The sequence below is a fragment of the Burkholderia sp. AcTa6-5 genome, assembly GCF_017815075.1.
Lineage (GTDB): Bacteria > Pseudomonadota > Gammaproteobacteria > Burkholderiales > Burkholderiaceae > Burkholderia > Burkholderia sola.
In genome coordinates this window covers 51,426-67,838 of the sequence record NZ_JAGIQE010000008.1, presented here as the reverse complement: position 1 = coordinate 67,838, position 16,413 = coordinate 51,426, and the positions used below count along the sequence as shown (strand labels likewise).

Annotated in this window: 20 protein-coding genes; 1 reads left to right on the top strand and 19 read right to left on the bottom strand. The window is 61.9% G+C overall.

Going from position 1 to position 16,413, the window contains the following annotated elements; all coding sequences use genetic code 11:
- Positions 1-56: 56 nt before the first annotated feature.
- The 16 genes from J8I33_RS13055 to J8I33_RS12980 form a co-directional block, all read right to left on the bottom strand.
- Complete coding sequence (locus J8I33_RS13055; protein ID WP_209936413.1) at positions 57-359, bottom strand: hypothetical protein; 303 nt, start codon at positions 357-359, stop codon at positions 57-59.
- Between the two features lie 91 nt (positions 360-450).
- Positions 451-771, bottom strand: coding sequence for a methyltransferase (locus J8I33_RS13050; protein WP_209936410.1), 321 nt, complete (start codon positions 769-771; stop codon positions 451-453).
- Positions 772-827: 56 nt separating this feature from the next.
- A complete protein-coding gene (locus J8I33_RS13045; RefSeq protein WP_348636013.1) occupies positions 828-1,967 on the bottom strand; it encodes a DUF6094 domain-containing protein in 1,140 nt (379 codons plus the stop codon).
- 39 nt (positions 1,968-2,006) lie between these two features.
- A complete protein-coding gene (locus J8I33_RS13040) occupies positions 2,007-2,657 on the bottom strand; it encodes a hypothetical protein (protein WP_209936399.1) in 651 nt (216 codons plus the stop codon).
- A 78-nt stretch (positions 2,658-2,735) separates the two neighbouring features.
- Entirely contained in the window at positions 2,736-2,996 is a 261-nt protein-coding gene (locus J8I33_RS13035; protein ID WP_209936394.1) for a hypothetical protein, read from the bottom strand.
- 9 nt (positions 2,997-3,005) lie between these two features.
- A complete protein-coding gene (locus J8I33_RS13030) occupies positions 3,006-3,329 on the bottom strand; it encodes a hypothetical protein (RefSeq protein WP_209936389.1) in 324 nt (107 codons plus the stop codon).
- 92 nt (positions 3,330-3,421) lie between these two features.
- A complete protein-coding gene (locus J8I33_RS13025) occupies positions 3,422-4,111 on the bottom strand; it encodes a DUF3275 family protein (RefSeq protein WP_209936382.1) in 690 nt (229 codons plus the stop codon).
- A gap of 57 nt (positions 4,112-4,168) precedes the next feature.
- A complete protein-coding gene (locus J8I33_RS13020) occupies positions 4,169-5,098 on the bottom strand; it encodes a DUF3577 domain-containing protein (protein ID WP_209936375.1) in 930 nt (309 codons plus the stop codon).
- Between the two features lie 323 nt (positions 5,099-5,421).
- On the bottom strand, positions 5,422-6,264 hold the full coding sequence (locus J8I33_RS13015) for a phosphoadenosine phosphosulfate reductase family protein (RefSeq protein WP_209936369.1): 843 nt from the start codon (positions 6,262-6,264) through the stop codon (positions 5,422-5,424).
- 149 nt (positions 6,265-6,413) lie between these two features.
- Positions 6,414-6,767 (bottom strand): DUF3085 domain-containing protein, encoded by a 354-nt coding sequence (locus J8I33_RS13010; RefSeq protein WP_209936355.1) that lies wholly within the window; start codon positions 6,765-6,767, stop codon positions 6,414-6,416.
- A 132-nt stretch (positions 6,768-6,899) separates the two neighbouring features.
- Positions 6,900-7,712: a GTPase gene (locus J8I33_RS13005; protein ID WP_209936348.1), complete on the bottom strand. Its 813-nt coding sequence runs from the start codon at positions 7,710-7,712 to the stop codon at positions 6,900-6,902.
- A gap of 289 nt (positions 7,713-8,001) precedes the next feature.
- Positions 8,002-8,280, bottom strand: coding sequence for a hypothetical protein (locus J8I33_RS13000; protein WP_209936962.1), 279 nt, complete (start codon positions 8,278-8,280; stop codon positions 8,002-8,004).
- Between the two features lie 469 nt (positions 8,281-8,749).
- Positions 8,750-9,469 carry an ABC transporter substrate-binding protein gene (locus tag J8I33_RS12995; RefSeq protein WP_209936340.1) on the bottom strand — a complete coding sequence of 240 codons (720 nt, stop codon included), beginning with the start codon at positions 9,467-9,469 and terminating at the stop codon, positions 8,750-8,752.
- 74 nt (positions 9,470-9,543) lie between these two features.
- Positions 9,544-9,999 (bottom strand): hypothetical protein, encoded by a 456-nt coding sequence (locus J8I33_RS12990; protein ID WP_209936334.1) that lies wholly within the window; start codon positions 9,997-9,999, stop codon positions 9,544-9,546.
- A 102-nt stretch (positions 10,000-10,101) separates the two neighbouring features.
- Positions 10,102-10,494, bottom strand: a complete 393-nt coding sequence (locus J8I33_RS12985) for a hypothetical protein (protein ID WP_209936327.1) — start codon at positions 10,492-10,494, stop codon at positions 10,102-10,104.
- Positions 10,495-10,521: 27 nt separating this feature from the next.
- On the bottom strand, positions 10,522-10,734 hold the full coding sequence (locus tag J8I33_RS12980; protein WP_209936322.1) for a hypothetical protein: 213 nt from the start codon (positions 10,732-10,734) through the stop codon (positions 10,522-10,524).
- Between the two features lie 294 nt (positions 10,735-11,028).
- Here J8I33_RS12980 and J8I33_RS12975 point away from each other — a divergent pair, with 294 nt between their 5' ends.
- Positions 11,029-11,793: a hypothetical protein gene (locus tag J8I33_RS12975; protein ID WP_209936312.1), complete on the top strand. Its 765-nt coding sequence runs from the start codon at positions 11,029-11,031 to the stop codon at positions 11,791-11,793.
- Between the two features lie 140 nt (positions 11,794-11,933).
- Here J8I33_RS12975 and J8I33_RS12970 read toward each other — a convergent pair whose 3' ends face one another.
- The 3 genes from J8I33_RS12970 to J8I33_RS12960 all read right to left on the bottom strand — a co-directional run bounded on the left by J8I33_RS12970 (position 11,934) and on the right by J8I33_RS12960 (position 16,274).
- The gene (locus J8I33_RS12970; protein ID WP_209936306.1) at positions 11,934-12,650 is read right to left on the bottom strand and encodes a hypothetical protein; all 717 of its coding nucleotides are present in this window, start codon (positions 12,648-12,650) and stop codon (positions 11,934-11,936) included.
- A gap of 204 nt (positions 12,651-12,854) precedes the next feature.
- Positions 12,855-14,417, bottom strand: a complete 1,563-nt coding sequence (locus J8I33_RS12965) for an ATP-binding protein (protein WP_209936298.1) — start codon at positions 14,415-14,417, stop codon at positions 12,855-12,857.
- Positions 14,418-14,696: 279 nt separating this feature from the next.
- The gene (locus tag J8I33_RS12960) at positions 14,697-16,274 is read right to left on the bottom strand and encodes a DNA cytosine methyltransferase (protein ID WP_209936293.1); all 1,578 of its coding nucleotides are present in this window, start codon (positions 16,272-16,274) and stop codon (positions 14,697-14,699) included.
- Between the last annotated feature and the right edge of the window lie 139 nt (positions 16,275-16,413).

Sequence of the window (16,413 nt, the reverse complement as noted above, 5' to 3'; positions counted from 1 at the left end):
CCCCATGCTGGGAAAAAGAGCGGCGGGTGGTAGAGGTAACCGCCGTACGGAGAAGATCAGTACTCGCTGGGCAGCAGCAGCGTCGTGACGCTGCGATCCCACTCGGTGATGATCCAGAGCGCCAGGTCGGGCCTGACTTGGTAGGACGAGTGCAGGCGGTCGTTGCCGGACTTCAGCGCGGCATCGTTCTGCTGCCGGTCGCTGTCGTGGAGGTCGCCCCAGTCGCCACTGAGGTGGCGGTGGAGGTACGGTGCCGGGTTGAGCCGGCCGGTTTGGACCAACGCGTGAACGCCTTCGGTCATGACGATGGAACCCGCGTTAAAGCGTGCTTGCGCGAGGTTGGAAATGGCGAGTGCCATGGTGGTTCTCTTTCGATGCAATCAAGGGCCACGGCACCCCTGCGGGGCGACTGGGCCCCAGTGGGTGGATGAAGATGGCGGTATAGCGCCTTTAGATCAGGTCCGGCTCTTCGGGAAGCTGGACCACGGTTTTCTGCTGGTCTTCGCTGGTCATGATGACCAGCTCCAATTCGGACGTAATCCTGAATCGCGAGATCATCAGGCTGTCTTGCTGGATTGCGACATTGTTGGCTTGCCGAGTGGCTTCATCGACATCTCCCCAGTCGCCGCGTACGTGGCGCTGCACATAGGCCAGGGGATCGATGAGGCCTCGGCGGGCCAGCCAATGCACCTTCTCGCTCAACTGCAACGAGGCGGGTGCGAACAATGGTTGTTTTTGCGGTGCGGACAGTTGGAAAAGACGTGCAAACATGGTGGTTCTCCTCAGATGAGATTCAGTTAAAAGATAGGTTTCCTATGTAGTCAAACTTAGCGAATGGTCAGCACCTCGCCTCGTGTTGGAGACTCAGGTGTCATGTCCCACGCACGGATGACGGGCACGAACTTGTCGGTGAGGATGCGGGTCTCGGCGATCGAGCCGTCTTCGCGTTCGGTGAATTCCCGCTGCAGCGTCTTGTCCTTGTGGGTGTCACCTTTGACGACGAGCACGCGCCCGGATTTCGAGCGCACCACGCCAGAAATCGCTCCTGCGGCCAAAGCCAGGGCGAGATGCCAGTGGGACAAGGCCCGCGCCGGTGGGCGCAGCGATTGCTGCGATGCCCCGAGGTGCGTGTCGAGCGACGGCCAGAGGCCTTGTAGCCGGCGCACTTCGTCGGCGAATTGATCGAGCTCCATCGTTATGCGAAAGAAATTCTCCGGCTCTGCAAGGCTGGCGGGGACGATGTATGGCAGGAACGGCCATTCGCGCGGCAACTCTTCGGCTTCGGCATCGCCTTGCCCGATCTGCAGCAGCAGATGGCGCACGACCTTCGCCGAATCCGGTGCCTGCTCGCGCTGGCGTACCCGGCGGCCGAAGATCACCACCTGCTTGAACTGCGTTTCCACCGCTCGGTAGATCCGCAGATCCGTGTAGTGGCGCGTCAGCCAGCCGACCAGCTCCGCATCGAGCACGTGGCCGGGGATGATGAAGACCAGCACGCCGCCGTATTGCAGCAGCGACAAGGTGCGTTGGTAGAAGAGCTTTTCGAGGCGGGCGCGGCCCTGGCCTTGATAGCCGATGTTGCCGTTGGCATCCTTGGACAGGTCGCCATACGGCGGGTTGAGCCAGAGCAGCCCGAAGGACTGCTTGGAGACCATTGTGTCCATCAGGTCCGCGTGCAGGCAGTGATCGACCAGGCTGCGGGCATGGCGTGCCCGCTCCGCGTCGAACTCGACGGCGAATGCCTTGACATGCTCACGCCCGAGGGCGTGGGCAGCTTCGGCGATCGCCACGCCTTCGCCGGCGCAGGGATCGAGGATGCACATCGGCCCATGATCACAGGGCATCAGTGCGTTGAGGGCTCTTTCGAGCGTGGGTTCGTCAGTCGGGTAGTACCCGTTCTTCGCGAAATTTCTTGCGAGCCGGGGGAACATGAGGGCCATGAAAGTCTCCTGGTTGACGGGGAAGATGAGGGAAGGCACGCTCGATTCGTGCTTCCGTGGCGTGGATCAGGCCGCTATCGCTTCCGGCGTCCAGATCCTGGCCGGGAAGGGGTAGGCGGTGAGAACATCGCTGCGAATCAGCGAGCCCAGCGCGAGGGTCAGCGCCGGCATGTCGATGGCGAGCCGGTGGCCTTCCAGTGGCCCGAGGGCAAACGGCAGGCGGCCCAGCATTTCGCGGCTTTGCAGCAGGTCCAGCACGGTCTCGCGCCAGTGATCGAGCAGCGGCAACGGGCAGGTGTCGCGCACCAATGTCCACAGGCGGTCAAGCCGGTGGGCGCTGTCGCGCGGCAGCAGCGCCAGTGCGCTGGCATTAGCCTTGTCGGGCTTGATACAGCGCCGGTCGAACAGCCACACGTTGGAGAGCGAACCGAACAGCGTCCTCCGGTAGGCGCGCGTGACGCGCTTTTCCAGGCGATCGACATTGCCGATGAAAACCGGGACGCTGCCCCCCTGGCCGTTGATGATGTGGAACTGGTCCAGTCCCTGTTCGTTACGCCCAAGGGTCAGGCGAGCGAGGAACTGCTGGACGGCGGTGTCGCGCGCCCAGATCGACAGGAAGACCAGATTGCCCTGGTCATCGCCGACGCAGGCGTCGGCCATCACGTCGGGGCATTCGTCGATGCGATACAGCGTGGTGGAAGAAGTGTTTGCGGGCATGGTGGTGTCCTCGGATGAGCGGGAACAGCACCGCCCGATGAGGCAAGTGCTGCCCCAAGGGAGAGAAAAAAACAGCCGTCAGATCGGTTCGATCCAGCGGAGGTGTGGACTGAAACTGCGTGACTGATCGCCAACACGGATCGGCGTTTGGCGAAGCATGTAGATATTGTTCAAGTACAGGTTTCGATAGGTCAGCGCCTGTTCAGCCTGTGGTCTGGTCAAGCCGCTGTTGATGAAGTACTCCAGCATTTCTTCGTCAGAGGACACTTCGTCGTTGGACAACTGGACTTCAACGAATTCCAGCAGTGAAGGCGGGAGCACCATCAAGATCAGGTCCATATTGATTCCTCAATACGAACCACAACCAGATGGGCAGCAACCCAGTTCGATGCCGTGCGGGCAGTAGCCGTGTTCAGCATTCCAGTCTTGGGCTACCTGCAGCTCGGCAGGTGTTGCGTAGTCCCATTCCTGGGCAATCTGCAAAGCCTGCACGCGCTGGTCTTCTGGTAGCCGACCAGCTTGCGTGTCGATCGCCGAACTGAAGCATTCAACGTAGTAGTCGTGAGACAGTCCGCAACCCTTGATGGCTTGTGCGGCTGCTGTCTCGCAGAGAGCCCGCCACGCGGATTCATCCAGCGCGGTACGGGGTATATCGGAAACGATGTTGGACATGGGGGTAACCTCCAAAAAAGCCGGAGGTTCCCCCGCATCGGGAAGAATCCCCGGCGGGTGGATTAAGAGCATCGCAGATGCGATGTCTGTGATCACGCAGGTTGCAGTTCGGCCTGGCGGCTCCACTCTTGCGTCTTGAAGTCCAGCGCGTAGCCCAGTTCGCCCAAGCGGGCGATCTGCGCGCGCAAGGCGCGGCGGTCAATGGTTGAATCCAGCTTCACCGACTCGCCCAATGGCCACAGCAGGCCGAATAGCGCCGCGTCGCCGTCGTCGGCGCTGCCTGGGGCAGCGGCCGTAGCGGGTGGGGACGCATCTACGCCGAACGGCGTGGTATCGATCAGTGGGTCCGATGACGCCTGCACGGGCGCGGGCTTGATGGGCCTTGGCGCTTTAACGGACTTGGCCGGTGCTGCAGTAGGCTGCGTGCCCAGCTCTTCATCGAGCGGATCGACGTCTTGCGTGCCGAAGCTGCGTGCCTCGTCGCGGCTCAGTTTGTCGATGCCGTTGAGGGTCATCCCGTCGAGGCTCGCGCGGACTTCAAACCGCGCACCGCCCGCGACCGGGTAGGACTTCGCAAAGATGTAGCGAATGACAAAATCCCCGTCGTACTTGCCTTCGGGGTACTGCTCCAACTCCGCATCCTTGACCGCGAACTCGCCGATAGGGGTGGAAAGGCGACCGACCGTGAACGGGCCGTTCTTTCCACGGATAGTGCGCAGCGTGAGCTGGCCTGGGACGACGATGGGTAGGACTGATCTCGTGGGGGCCGATGTGGCTGCCATGATGGTTCTCCTTGAGAAATAGGAAAAAGGCAAGACCCCGTGTGGGGCCTTGCCAGATCAGAACGAGGCAGCCAGTGCCGGCTCCTGCTCCTGGGCTTCACCTTCGAACTCGCGTTCTGCGGGCTGCGAAGGTTGCTCGGAAGGGGTGTCAGCGGCAGCTTCCGTGGCGTTGCTGGCTTGGGACGCGGGTGCGTCGTGGGCCGGCGGCTCATCGGCTTGCGCCTGGCTCGTCGGATAGACCTTGGTGCCGTCGATCTTGATCAGACCGATGTGGACCAACGTCGACTTCAGGCTTGCCGCTGGTTCCCCTGCATGCTCGCCTTTGGTGCGAAGATAGGGATCGACCTTCATGTCGTTCAGACGGAAGGAGATCAGCACTTTTCGCTCCGCCTCGACGGCCTGGACACAACGGCGAACCAGATGTCCGGCCTCGGGGGTAGTGACGATGGTGTCGAAGTACCGATAGTCCGGTTCATCGACGGGCCCGGCCAAGGCGGCGACGCAGCACGACAGGAACGGATCGCCATCTTTAGGCGTGACGTCCTTGATGCGGCTGAGGTAGCCGATGCCGCGAGTGACAAGCTCATGCTGCTCAATCGAAGCCAGCTCGGTTCGATCGATCAACTCGGCTTTGAGCAGCCGCGCCTTAAGGCTGGCGGCCGGTTGCCCGGCGTGCTCGCCCTTGTCTCGGATGTACGCATCGCCCCAGATGTCGCCGAGGCGAAAGCGCACCAGCGGGCGCTGCTTGGAATCGTCAACGCCGATGTAGCGTTCGACAAGCTTCTTGGCCTCGGCACCTGAGACTTTGACGTCGAAGTAGCGGTAGCTCGGGTCCCTGGCGGGGCCGACCAGCGCGGCGATGGTGCATGCCAGGAAAGGCTGCGCTCGGCGGCCGCCCCGGACGGGTACTTCACGGGCTCGCTGGATGTAGCCGATACCAGAAGTGTGGAGGTCGAAATACGATTTCTCGTTGGACGTGGTGTTCATGGTGAATCTCCATTGGGATGAAGCGGAGACACACCAGCCCCACGCAAGCGGGGAAAGGTGCGTAACCCCGCGATGGGTTTGAAAAGGCGAAAGCATCCGCCACCGGAAAGCTCGGTGACCGTTCGCGCGAGGATGCGATGCGAACTGGACCGGTCACGCAGCGGGAGCTGCGCCGCAACCTCGAAGACCGATGGTTGCCTGGCATGTCGCTGACAACGTCAGCAGGCATGGGGGCAGCATCGCCGTGTGCTGCGCGCGAGGCAGCAATCAATCGGCAACCGAGCGCTTCCGTTTCTAGGCGTTGCGCCTCACTGACTTTCACATCAGTCGCCGCAGAAGCAGGCGATCGATTCCTCGGCGGCATCGAACAGGTCGCCCTGGTCGGCGGCGAAGCGCGCCAGGTCGGCGTAGCTGGGGCCATCGACGCGGAATCGGGCACCGCTGGGCTTGCTCGCCAGGTTCAGGGATTCCATGCGAATCCACCACACAGCAGCTTCGGGCCGAGCCTTGATGAGCGCCAGGCGCTGGCCGCGCGGTTTCAGGAAACAAAGGTCGCAGTTGCCCTCGAGCGTGCGCCCGTTCACCGTGAGCAGGTCGAGGTTGAACGGCTGCGTCTGCCAGAAGGCCCCCACGTCGCGCACAGTGACGCCGGCATCGGCCAGCGGCATGCACATGGTCTCGCGGGTCGATTCGGTGGAGTGGCCACGCGCGCGAATCTTGGCGACACGCCGCTGCTCATCAGCGCGGATGCCAATCATTTGGTCCAAATCGATCCAGCCGAGGCTCCGCAGGAAGCGGTGCATAGGGCGTATCTTCAGGCTGGTGGTGCAGCTCCGGACGACCGGATTGGGCAAGTATTGGCGCTTGCGGATCAGCGCCTCGAACGGCTCACCTTGGCGGCTGGCGCGGTCGAAGTCGACCAACGTGAAGCCGGGTTCGTCGGACAGGTACTCCAGCCAGTGGATCGGTACCTGCCAGTGTTCTGCGCAGTCGCGCACGAAGCGTAAGGTCGCCTCCATTTCCTTGCCGGTGTTGGCGAAGCAGACGATGGCGTCGGCCGGCAGTCCGCCATTGGCTTGCAGCACGCGCCAGAGCATGTAGGCGCTGGTGCGTCCACCCGAAAAGCTGATGCAGGTGGGCTGGGTGATCTTGAATGGGTCGCGCATGAGGTGGTCTCCGGTGGCATGCCTGCGCTCGGGCAGGCGAGGCAGGCCATGGCGGCCGAAGACGAACGCGCACGCGCGGCGACAGCGCGGGCCGGCGAAAAGAGAAGCCCCCGAATGGGGGCTGTGAGAGTCGGTCAGCGGTTGTCGCGCTATGCCGATGGAACCGCCTCCAACGACAGGTGCGTGGCGGTGGCGGACAGCATCAGGTCGTCCGTGCTGTGCAGGATGCGTGCGAAAACACCGTCCTTCGGGTCGAAGAACTCGCCGAAGTCGTCGCCGCCCAGCTCGGTGCGTGCCAGTTCCCACCAGTCGTCAAACGGGTCGGTATCCGGGTTGCAGCCAACGGCATAGGCCAGCAGCTTCACACGGCCGTCAGGGCGACGCTCCCCGTGCTCGGCGAGGAAGTACACGCCCTGGTCCTTGGCGAGGATGACGCGGCCTTGGTTGGCAATCGCCTCGGTCAGCACGGGGCGCAGCTCGGAGCCTTTGAATCGTAGGGACATGGCTGAAATCTCCTGTGTGGAATGGAAATGAAGTGGCCTTCCACCAGGATGGAAGGAAGGCCTGTAGGGTTGAGATGCCGTGGCTGTGTGCCGGGGCTCAGCCGAAGAGCAGCGTGGTTTGGGTGCAAGGCGTCATGCCGTCGCGGCCTGGCGTCGCCGCGTCGCCTTCGCATCGAGGATGCTCACGCCGATCAGGCGCCAGCGCCCGTCGTCTATGAGCCGTTCCAGCGCTTCGCCGAGCATGTCGAAATACACATCGTCGTGCCGATCGATCAGTTCACCGTTGCGGTGCAGTTCCACTACGTAGGCGTCGGCCCCTCGGTCGTAGAGCACCGTGACCTGACCATCGAACTTCGTGGTCGAGACCGTGAAGCTGATCGCCGGAGGGGTTGCGATGATCTTGGACGGCTGGGGATCGACCCAGGTGAAATCCCGGGCATTTGCATCGACCAGCATGTGGGTGAGCTTCCGGAAGCCGTCAGGTGCCGGCATCTCTTCCAATTGCTGGATGAGCGCCTGGAGCTCGGGGCACTGGGGCTTGGGGATAGGCAGCTTGGCAGGCGCGGAGCCGAGGATGTGCATCTTGACAGTGAAAGGCGTGCCGTCGGCGGTGTACTCGGTCCGTTCCTCCGGGGTGTCCGCGCGCAGCCCGTCGAAGCGGCGCCGTGCGTAGGGGTGGACATGCACCTTGGCGCCTTCGTTGGGCACGGTGGTTATCAGACTGGGATCGAGCACCGCGAATTCGGCACGGCTGACTTTGACGACGATGGCATCACTGGTCGCCGCGACCACCTTTCCGTCGAAGGGCTCGGGATCGATGGCGAAGCCCAGCGCCGACGATTGCGGTTGGTCATCGAACACGCGGTATTTAAACGACCGCACATTGCTGGGGACGTGGCCTGCCACAAACGAGGGCATCAGGGATTTGATGAGGGAACGGTCCATGGAGATTCTCCTTGAGAAAAAACAAGGGACTCCTGGCCCGCAAGGGAGGGTGGTCCCTTACGGTGAGGTGGATGGATGCGCGGGGCATCCGGGGATGGATGTGACCTGTGCCGGGTCGGCACCGCAGTCTCGAAGGTCAGGACTGCTTGGGCATGTAGCCGGCTACGCCAGCGAACATGAAGGAAGAATGACCTGCGTCCATTGGCCGGGCACGAGAGAAACCGATTTCCATCGGTGCGCTTTTGCTCGTTCAAGAAAAAAGCCCCTCGAATGAGGGGCAAGGGGACGGTCACGGAATCTCGTGGACGAAGTGATGCAGGCGCTGCGCAGGGAAGAACAGATGCTTCCAGCGGTCGCCATGGGTATGGACGCCATCGAACAGCACCATCTCGTAGCGGTCGATGGGGGTTTCCAACAACTGGCGAGTGTCGACCTGACGCATCCGGAGCTCGCCGTCAGGGCGCTCGAACACCATGGTCTGGCCCACGGCATCGGGCTGCGACATGGCGTCTACGCAGGCGATCAGTTGTTGGTCGAAATCCTGCTCCAGTCCATGCTCACGCAGCAGACCTTCGACAATGACATCCAAGTTGAGGTTATCGAGAGGCCGGCTTTTGTCGACCTGCCGCTGGCACAGGCCGTGGATATTGGTTGCCAGCTGCATCAGCAGCTCGTGCAGGGGAAAATTCTTCTGGGACATGGTTGTACTCCTGTCGTAGCCGCTACTGCTTGGTTTCGAAGATCCACCACTCCGATCCTGGCAGCGCAGTGCCACGGATGGGGTGCATGTCGATCAGTTGGGCGTTCGCCGTCCAGCCGGCAGGCGGTGCGTAAGCCCGCACGTCGCCCTGGCCTTGCCAGCGGCGCATGCGCGTTGATCCAGAGGGATACAGTGGGTTGGATACAGGGGAAGCCCGTTGCTTCGCGCGGGAGCTTGAAGCTCCTGGTTGTTGGGGCATGGTGAACTCCTGGAAAAAAGGAGCGGACCTGCACCCTTTCGCGGGTTGGCAGGCCCGCAAGGGAGGATGAAGTGAAGATCAGTCGGTTTCGTACAGGGGCAAGCCGTCCAGTGTCGAAGCGTCTGCATCGAAGACCAGCATGCGGGCATCGGCCAGTGCCGCCAGGTGCAGCACCTCGACGAGAGAGGCCGGCATGCCCTTGCCAAGATGCTCCTGTCGCAGTTGCGCGGCAGTGATGCCTTCCACGTGCTGCAGGTTCTCATCCGTCCAGGGCGTGGCGATCAGCTTGACGCCGATGGCCGGACTGTACGGAATCCGGAACGCAACGAACAGAAACGCCGACGGCATGGCGAGGTCCGCCAAGTTGCAAAGGTACCGATGCGCCTCTTCGGTGATGTGAGCGCTGCTGATCTCCCAGCAGCGGCTGTACAAGCCCGTCTCGAAGCTCAGGCGATGGATCACCTCACGCGCGGTGTCCTCCGAATGGTGGTCGCCGAGATGCACGACCCGATCGTCGCTATCCTCGGCAGTGGTTGCATACACAACCGAGCGTACGATACCGTCGGTGGGGCACTGGTTTTCCAGTTCCGCTGGCACATCCTGCCCTTCGATGACCAGCGCGAAATCCGCGCAGAAGATGCAAAGGAACCGCTCCACGGCGTCATCGGGGAGATGCGCCTGGCTGGCATGCAGAGGCCGCCAGACTGGAGGGCAGTCGTCTTCGGTGGTAATGAGCAGCGTGCGGACCAGGCGCAGATTCTGGTAGCCGCGCGCAAAGGGATTGGGGTTCTGGGCCATGGATTGGCTCCTTGATAAAAAGCGGAGCCGGTCCTTGTGGACATGGCATCCGCGAGGAAAGGAAAAAATGAATCTCAGTCGCCGAAGTCGGTCGGGTCGCCGAGCAGCTTCAGCACGTCGATCAGGCCGCAGTTGGCCAAGACATACAACTCGTTGTAGTCGTCGCCCGTCGGGGCCTGCTCCGCCGCATTGAGCTGGGCATCCAGATCGAGAATGCTTTGGCGCACGGAGCGGGCCAGTGCCAAGGGAGCAGGTACCTCATCGGCAATGGGCTCACCGAGCTTAGTGAGTACGGACCGGGGCGATAGGGCACCGGGGATGGCCTCGAACACACTCGGGGTTACGCTGCGGCAGATTGCTTCGGTCTCGAAGTCGCCGACGCAGATGATCTCGTTATTCGGTGCGCCTTCGGTGTCGTAGTCCACGACCGCAAGCGCTGGCTGGGGAAGGTGTTTCGGCCAGTCCTGAATGACGATGTCCTGGACAAGGCCGCCCTCGAGGACAATCGCAAAAGAAGGTGTGAATGGCATGGTGGTATCACTCTTGTGAAGAAGGCGAGGGACACCATCCCCAATGGGACGAATGTCCCTCTTGGGGTTGAGAAAGGAAAATTGCCAGCAAGCTTGCGAGGCTCACCAGCCGTCGTAGTGCAGCACCAGGTCGGCGATGACTTGGCGGCGTGGGAGGTCCAGGCCGTTCAGGTCGGCGAGCCCTTCAAACCCGCAGCGGCGCAGCAAGGTAGCTCCGTCACGGGAGTTGTAGAAGCTGACCAAGGCTGCAAGGAACAGGCGTTCCCCACCGCTCAGAAAGCCCAGGGCCTTGGCGATGCGCGGCACGTCAGGACAGATATCCCACTTGCTTCGGGCCTGATCCAGCCCGTTGCGGGTGCCATCGCCAAACCAGCGAGGTCCGGCGATTTCGACACCACGCTTCCACGCGGCAAAGAATGCATCGGGTGCGGCCGCAAAATGCTGCTCCTCTTGCAGGAGCTGATTGAAAACTTCCGGGGGAAGGTAGTCGCTCATGACATGACTCCTTTCAGCGTTGGTCCATTACGGATTGGCGAGCTGTGACCAGCCGCCTCTTGCGAGGGCACGCTGCGCTGCGGCGTAGCTGCGGAAGTACTCGCCGGATTCCCGAGAAACGGGGCCTTCGGTATCGCGCGTGCCGATGTAGTGACCGGCGGCGCTATGCAGGACTTGGAGTGGCAGGAACTTGCCGGTGTAGAACAAGGCCAATTGGCCAAAAGAGACACGTTGGGACATGGTCGAACTCCTATGGGAAGAAACGAGGAGGCCGGGTCCCTGGCGGGATGGCAACTCCCGCAGGCGGTGAAAAAATAAAGATGCATCGGCGCCTTGGGGGCGCTCGTCCGCGGTGGCGATGCGGAGCGGACTGGCATGGTGCCGTCAACGACAGCAGCTCATGGGCATAACCATCCCGCCGGACGGTGACAGAGTCACGCAACAATCGGGTCCGAAAGGCTTCGGTTTGGTTGAGGGCAGATTGCGTACTGCGTACACTGGCTCGTTGGAAACGACAATGGGCCAGCCCTTGCAATGAGTACGCCATTCCCCAAGGAACATGAAGCCTTCGCCAGCGATAAGAGTCTGCTTACGCAAATCAAGCAGTTGGAAGACCGCATCGAGCAGCGCTACCAGGTTCACCAACTGACGCAATCCCTTCTGGCGATTGTCGACATCATTGGCCCGAGGCCAGAGCCGAAGAAGGACGCACCGCTGTCCGCGGAATTGGCCGAGGCGATGGCGGAATTGCTTAAGGATGTCCCTGCGCCTACGCAGTTGGACGTGGACAGGGATGTAATCTGGGAGATGCGCCGGCGCAAAGGGACGCAATACGTATTGGCGTTCCTGAGCCCTAAGCTCTGGATGAGCCTAGAAAATCTGTTCGCCGGCATTGTTGTGGGCTACTTGCAGATGTTCACCAGCTCCAGTCGCGGGCCACAGAAGGAGACTCGCTCGCGGCTCAGCGAAAACAAGGTCTTCGCTGGCCAGGAAGATCTCAAGGCAGCGCACGAGAAGATCGAGTACCTCAGAAATAGGCAGTACGCTCACAAGGAGCTTGAGCACGATCGCCACTGTGCGTCGTACGTCATCGATGCGCAAGGCGCCATCGCTATCGATGCCGGTGGAGCGCAGAACACCATCCATTACCATCCCACGCTCAGCGTGGACTTGATCAAGTGCCTGGGTGCGGTCGCGCTGTACTTGAGGCAAGACATTCAGTCTCGTAGTGACCATATCGTCGGCAGCTTGACCGAGGAGCAGAGGCAAGTCCTGAGTGCCTGTGCCGGTCAAGCGTGACATGAGGGGAAAAGAGCAAGTTCATCGCGGAACTACGGGGAACGCCGGGAAGGAACGTCGGCGTTCGGCCATGAGCGACCGGTCGCACGACCTCTACAATCCAGTCGATGCGGCCATGTTGATGCATGGAAATCGTCCGTTCAAGAACGTCTGAGGCGCTGGAGACTTGTGCGGATCAGATTAAATTCACTTTCGCTAAGACTTGGATCTGGATAGAGCTCGACGTCTGCTTGCGACCAGTCGAAAGGAAGTGATGAGCGGGTAGCGGCGCTATTGCTGGGCTCTAAGGGTGCATGCTCATCATTCCAGGCGTCGTTTTGCATGCGGTCAAACACGAGTCGCACCTCCTCTTCGGTCTTCCAGTTCTGTCGAATCTTGAGCACACTTCTGATCAGCGCCTCGTTGGTCGGATCCAGATGCTTGCCCCAATTAGGGTCCTCAAAATGCTCATCTATCACGTCGAGGGGCAGGTACTGAACCCGCCCCATCCAGTGCTTAAGGGAGGCGAAGGTGTCGGAGGCTTGATACAGGAACCCGTTCACGAGCTTTCGTGGCGTTGTCTGGATTCTGATTCCTGGCTCACCATGCGCGAAGGCCTCCCAGTCATCCGGCTTGCCGAGCGCACGTAGAGACCAACATGAAGCGAAGAAATCCCGGGTCAACGCGCCAAGCGTCAGATCTTCGCCGGCGGCGGTCCTATACGTGGCGTTCAGGAGTGGATTTTCGGTTGGATCCCCCCACTGCCTACCGTTGATGCGAATTACCGTGAATCGGTGCATACGTACATCTTCCAGGAAATACCTAGCTGTAGTGATGCGGTATATGTCTGAATCTAGATCGACGTCGAGGAAGTTCATTGGGTCTCCGTTTGCGCGCTCGTGCGCCCATCCCTTCTGCAAGATAAACTCGCGTGTAATGCTACAGCCTTCGTACATGCGATGCTGGCGCCTCAAGGACTGCTCCTAGCACATCAAGCCGTCTGCTTTGGGGCGGCAAGCGACGTCCCCGGAAATCCACGAAGAAAAAAAATAGCCCCCGAAGGGGCCAAAGGTGGGACGTGATCACTGCACGGCGGCGAGCTTGCCGTCGTCATCGAATGTCAGGCGAACGGTGGCTCCCGCGAGCTTGGGCTGTTTCGTGAACCGCAGCGATGAAGGCAGAAGTGCGTCGACAACACGGGCGGGTGACACCGAGCAGCCCACTGCAACGAAGGTTCGAAGCGTTCGCTTGTCGCGATCCTCCTGATCCTCGCTGTAGCGATCATCGAAGATGTAGTCGCTGATGAGTTTGGTCGGAGCGTTCGAGGTTGCCGTGAGATAGAGCGTGTTGCCATCGCGTACCGCATCGGCGGGATACCCCGATTGACCTTCAAGGCTGATCTCCAGGGCGCTAACCAATGTCAACTCGACCTCATAGTCGGCCAGGCCGGGATCGCTGTCGTGATGGATGATTGCTCCCGGCCGGACCTGGATGTGGTCGGGTGCCAGCACTCTGGCCTGCGCGATGAGCCAGTGCCCTTCATCGAGGCGCGACTCTTCGAGCAAGAATGCCTCAGTGGCTTCGAGGTAGGTTTGCGCAGCCAATGCAAGGTGCTCATCGTCTGCTTCGATAATCCAGACACCAGACGCCTCGACGTCCTCCCGGGAGGCCAGGCCGTCAACTTGATAGCGATCCCAGAATCTTCGAATACCTGCTGGTTCCATCTCCCAGCTCCTGAACCATGCGAGCCGTGCGAACGGTACGTCATTGAGCAGATCGGCATTTCTCGAGTCGATACAGTTTTGCGCATGGCATTCAATGAATTCGCGGGGCGCCATCCGATCCTTGGCTTCGACCAAGGCCTCGCGATAGGCCCGTGTCATCGCGGCCTGTATCCGCACCTGGTCCGCAGCCTCGTTGAGCAGATGCTGGCGATCAGGGAGCCTGGCAAGGGTATCGTCCGGCAATAACACAATCTGCGAATGGCTGTGGCGCAACTGATCACCGATGGGCAGGCCCTGCAAGAAGCAGCGCCAGCGCAGTGTCGTCCCAGACAGGTCGATCAGCACCTTGCCCATGGTAGTTTGCCGCCACGGCAACGAAGGATCTGCCAGAGGCCGTGGAATCTCGGTTCCGTTGAGCACGACAGGAACGGGAAAGGCTTCGCACAGTCGGGTGAGTTCATTGGCCACCCACGCTTGGAGACTGGCATCCGTCTGCGGAGAGTGGACGCCGTGCAGGCGGATTTCGGTACCGGCACGCGGCGCGGCAGAAATGACTTCGACCTCTTCGCCGCGAATGAGCGAGGCGGTCTCGGCGCGGAATGCCTTGCCCAGCGAATGCACGCGCAGGCTGTGGGCGAAGTACAGGGTGGACAGCACGCCCAGGCCAAAGGCGTTTTCGCGGGCTTGCAATGACTTGTCCCAACCGGACTCGGCAATCGAGATCAGGGTCTGCAGATCGGCAATGCCCGTGCCGTCGTCGCTGACGGTGAGCACATTGTCCTCCACGGTGATGTGGATGTGACTGGCCTGCGCGCGGCGGGCGTTCTGCAATAGTTCGCCCAGCATGGATGCCTGAGTGAAGGCATGGCGCAAGTTGGCGATCAGACGGTTCTGGTTGGTTTGAAGACGGATGGTGCTCATGGCTTGGTTCCTGGGATGAAGTGGCGCGCACCGACGCGCAGCGCAGGGAGCGCGTTGGCGACGGATAGGCCGGCTTGGAATGAATGGGCGCGAGCGCCCGATGGAGAGACGGCATCGGCGCCCTGAATGGACGCGTGTCCGCGGCACGATGCGTTGCGGACAAGGCAGGTCAGCGCGGAGAGCCCGCGGCGCAGCGTGAAAGACCCTGGCTGCTGGCATGGTCCGATACCTCGGCAATGCGGGAGTGAGAATGGCGCGACTTGATCGCTGTGTCGTGCATCAATCCGCAGCGGTCGATTCCGCCTTGTGCAGACACTGCAGCAGCCGGTGGCCCAGCCATGCGAGGCAAGGGACGGCCATCGAGTTACCGAGCGCTTTGTAGCGCGGGGCGTCGGCGGCTGGCTTGCCGCGGTAGGGGACTTGCGTGTAGTTGTCGGGCATGCCTTGAAGGCGTTCGCATTCCACTGGCATCAGCCGCCTTACCCGCCACTGCGACCAGTCGCCGGGCCCGGGATCCTTCCAGTCGTAGTGGAAATGTGCTGCGTGGCTGGACGTCAGCACATGCCCCTTGCCGCCACCGCCCGAGGCGCGGAGTGTGGGCGAAACTTGACCGCCAAGCTCCGCGGCCACTCCCTGTTCACGACCCCGCAGTGCCACGCTGATCACCATCGGCCGGCCCTGGCCGGGCTTGCCGCCCCCCGTCGAAAGAGCCCCGATCAACTGGCCGTGGCCGGATTCCAGCCGCAGCTCGCCGCGCGAATTCTGCGCGAAGGCAATGGCGGGCACCACACCGGCATTCGCGTGGCTGTCGCGATGCCCGCCGGCACGTAGTGTCGGCGTCATTCCCATCGTGGCATCGGCTCCGCTCCCCTGGGCCGTGAAGGCGATGATCGGCACACCTTTACCGGTGCCGTCCTCGCTGCTGCCTTTGCCACCATTCGCGGTACTTAAGGTGTGACTGATGTTCCCCGCCACCGCCTGCACCATGAATGTCTCGGTGCAAATGTCATGCTTCGGGCCAGCTGCCATCAGGCATGCCGCTACATCAACGGGACCAGTGCCGCCGCTGAAGCCGAACGTTGTCGTGACCTTGCCGTAGGGCTGACTCAAGGAGGCATATCCGCTTGCTGCCGCAGCGCCAGGTCCAGCATCGCCGGCAGTTTCTTGCCACGGCGAGTTGCTCGCAGAAGAATCCCCGAGCAGGCCCGAGCGCTCAAAAAGTACTTCGGCGGGATCGAGGTCGTCTCGACCACTTGCCACAAGAAACACACGCTTGCGGCGTTGGGCGACCCCGAAATATTGAGCGTCGAGCACGCGCCAGGCGATACGGCGCCGGGGGCCAGACACGTAACCTGCGTGCGTCCATTTGTCCCCTGGCGGCTCGAGTGCACGGCTTTCGCCGGCCAGTGCGCCCAGCAGACAGCCAAAGGCGTTGGAGCGGTCGCTGAGCACGCCGGGGACGTTTTCCCAGACGAGCGTGACGGGCGGGCGGCAGTCTTGGCTGCGGGTTTGGTCGATGGCATTGGCAAGCTCCACATAGGCAAGGGTCAAGGCTCCGCGCGGGTCATCCAGTCCCCGGCGCGCGCCGGCCACGCTGAACGACTGGCACGGCGTGCCGCCGACCAGGATGTCTGGCGCAGGCACGGTGCCGGCACGAACCTGGCGGGCGATCGCGGTCATGTCGCCCAGGTTGGGCACACGGGGGTAGTGGTGGGCGAGCACGGAGCTCGGGAACGGCTCGATCTCGGCGAACCAGGCGGCTTGAAGGCCGAGCGGCTGCCAAGCAAGGCTTACGGCCTCGATACCGCTGCAAACGCTGCCGTACTGCAGCGGTGCGTTGTGAGGTTGAGGGTGCATGTCGTCTCTCCTGTTCGTGTGGCCCATGGCTAGAAGCAGCGTCAAACCAGGCCAGGCGTTGATGGGCAGGAGAAAGGCGCCGAAGGCCCTGCGGCCTTCGGCTCGGGAGGAGGAAACCACCCGTGGACTGATAGGCAAG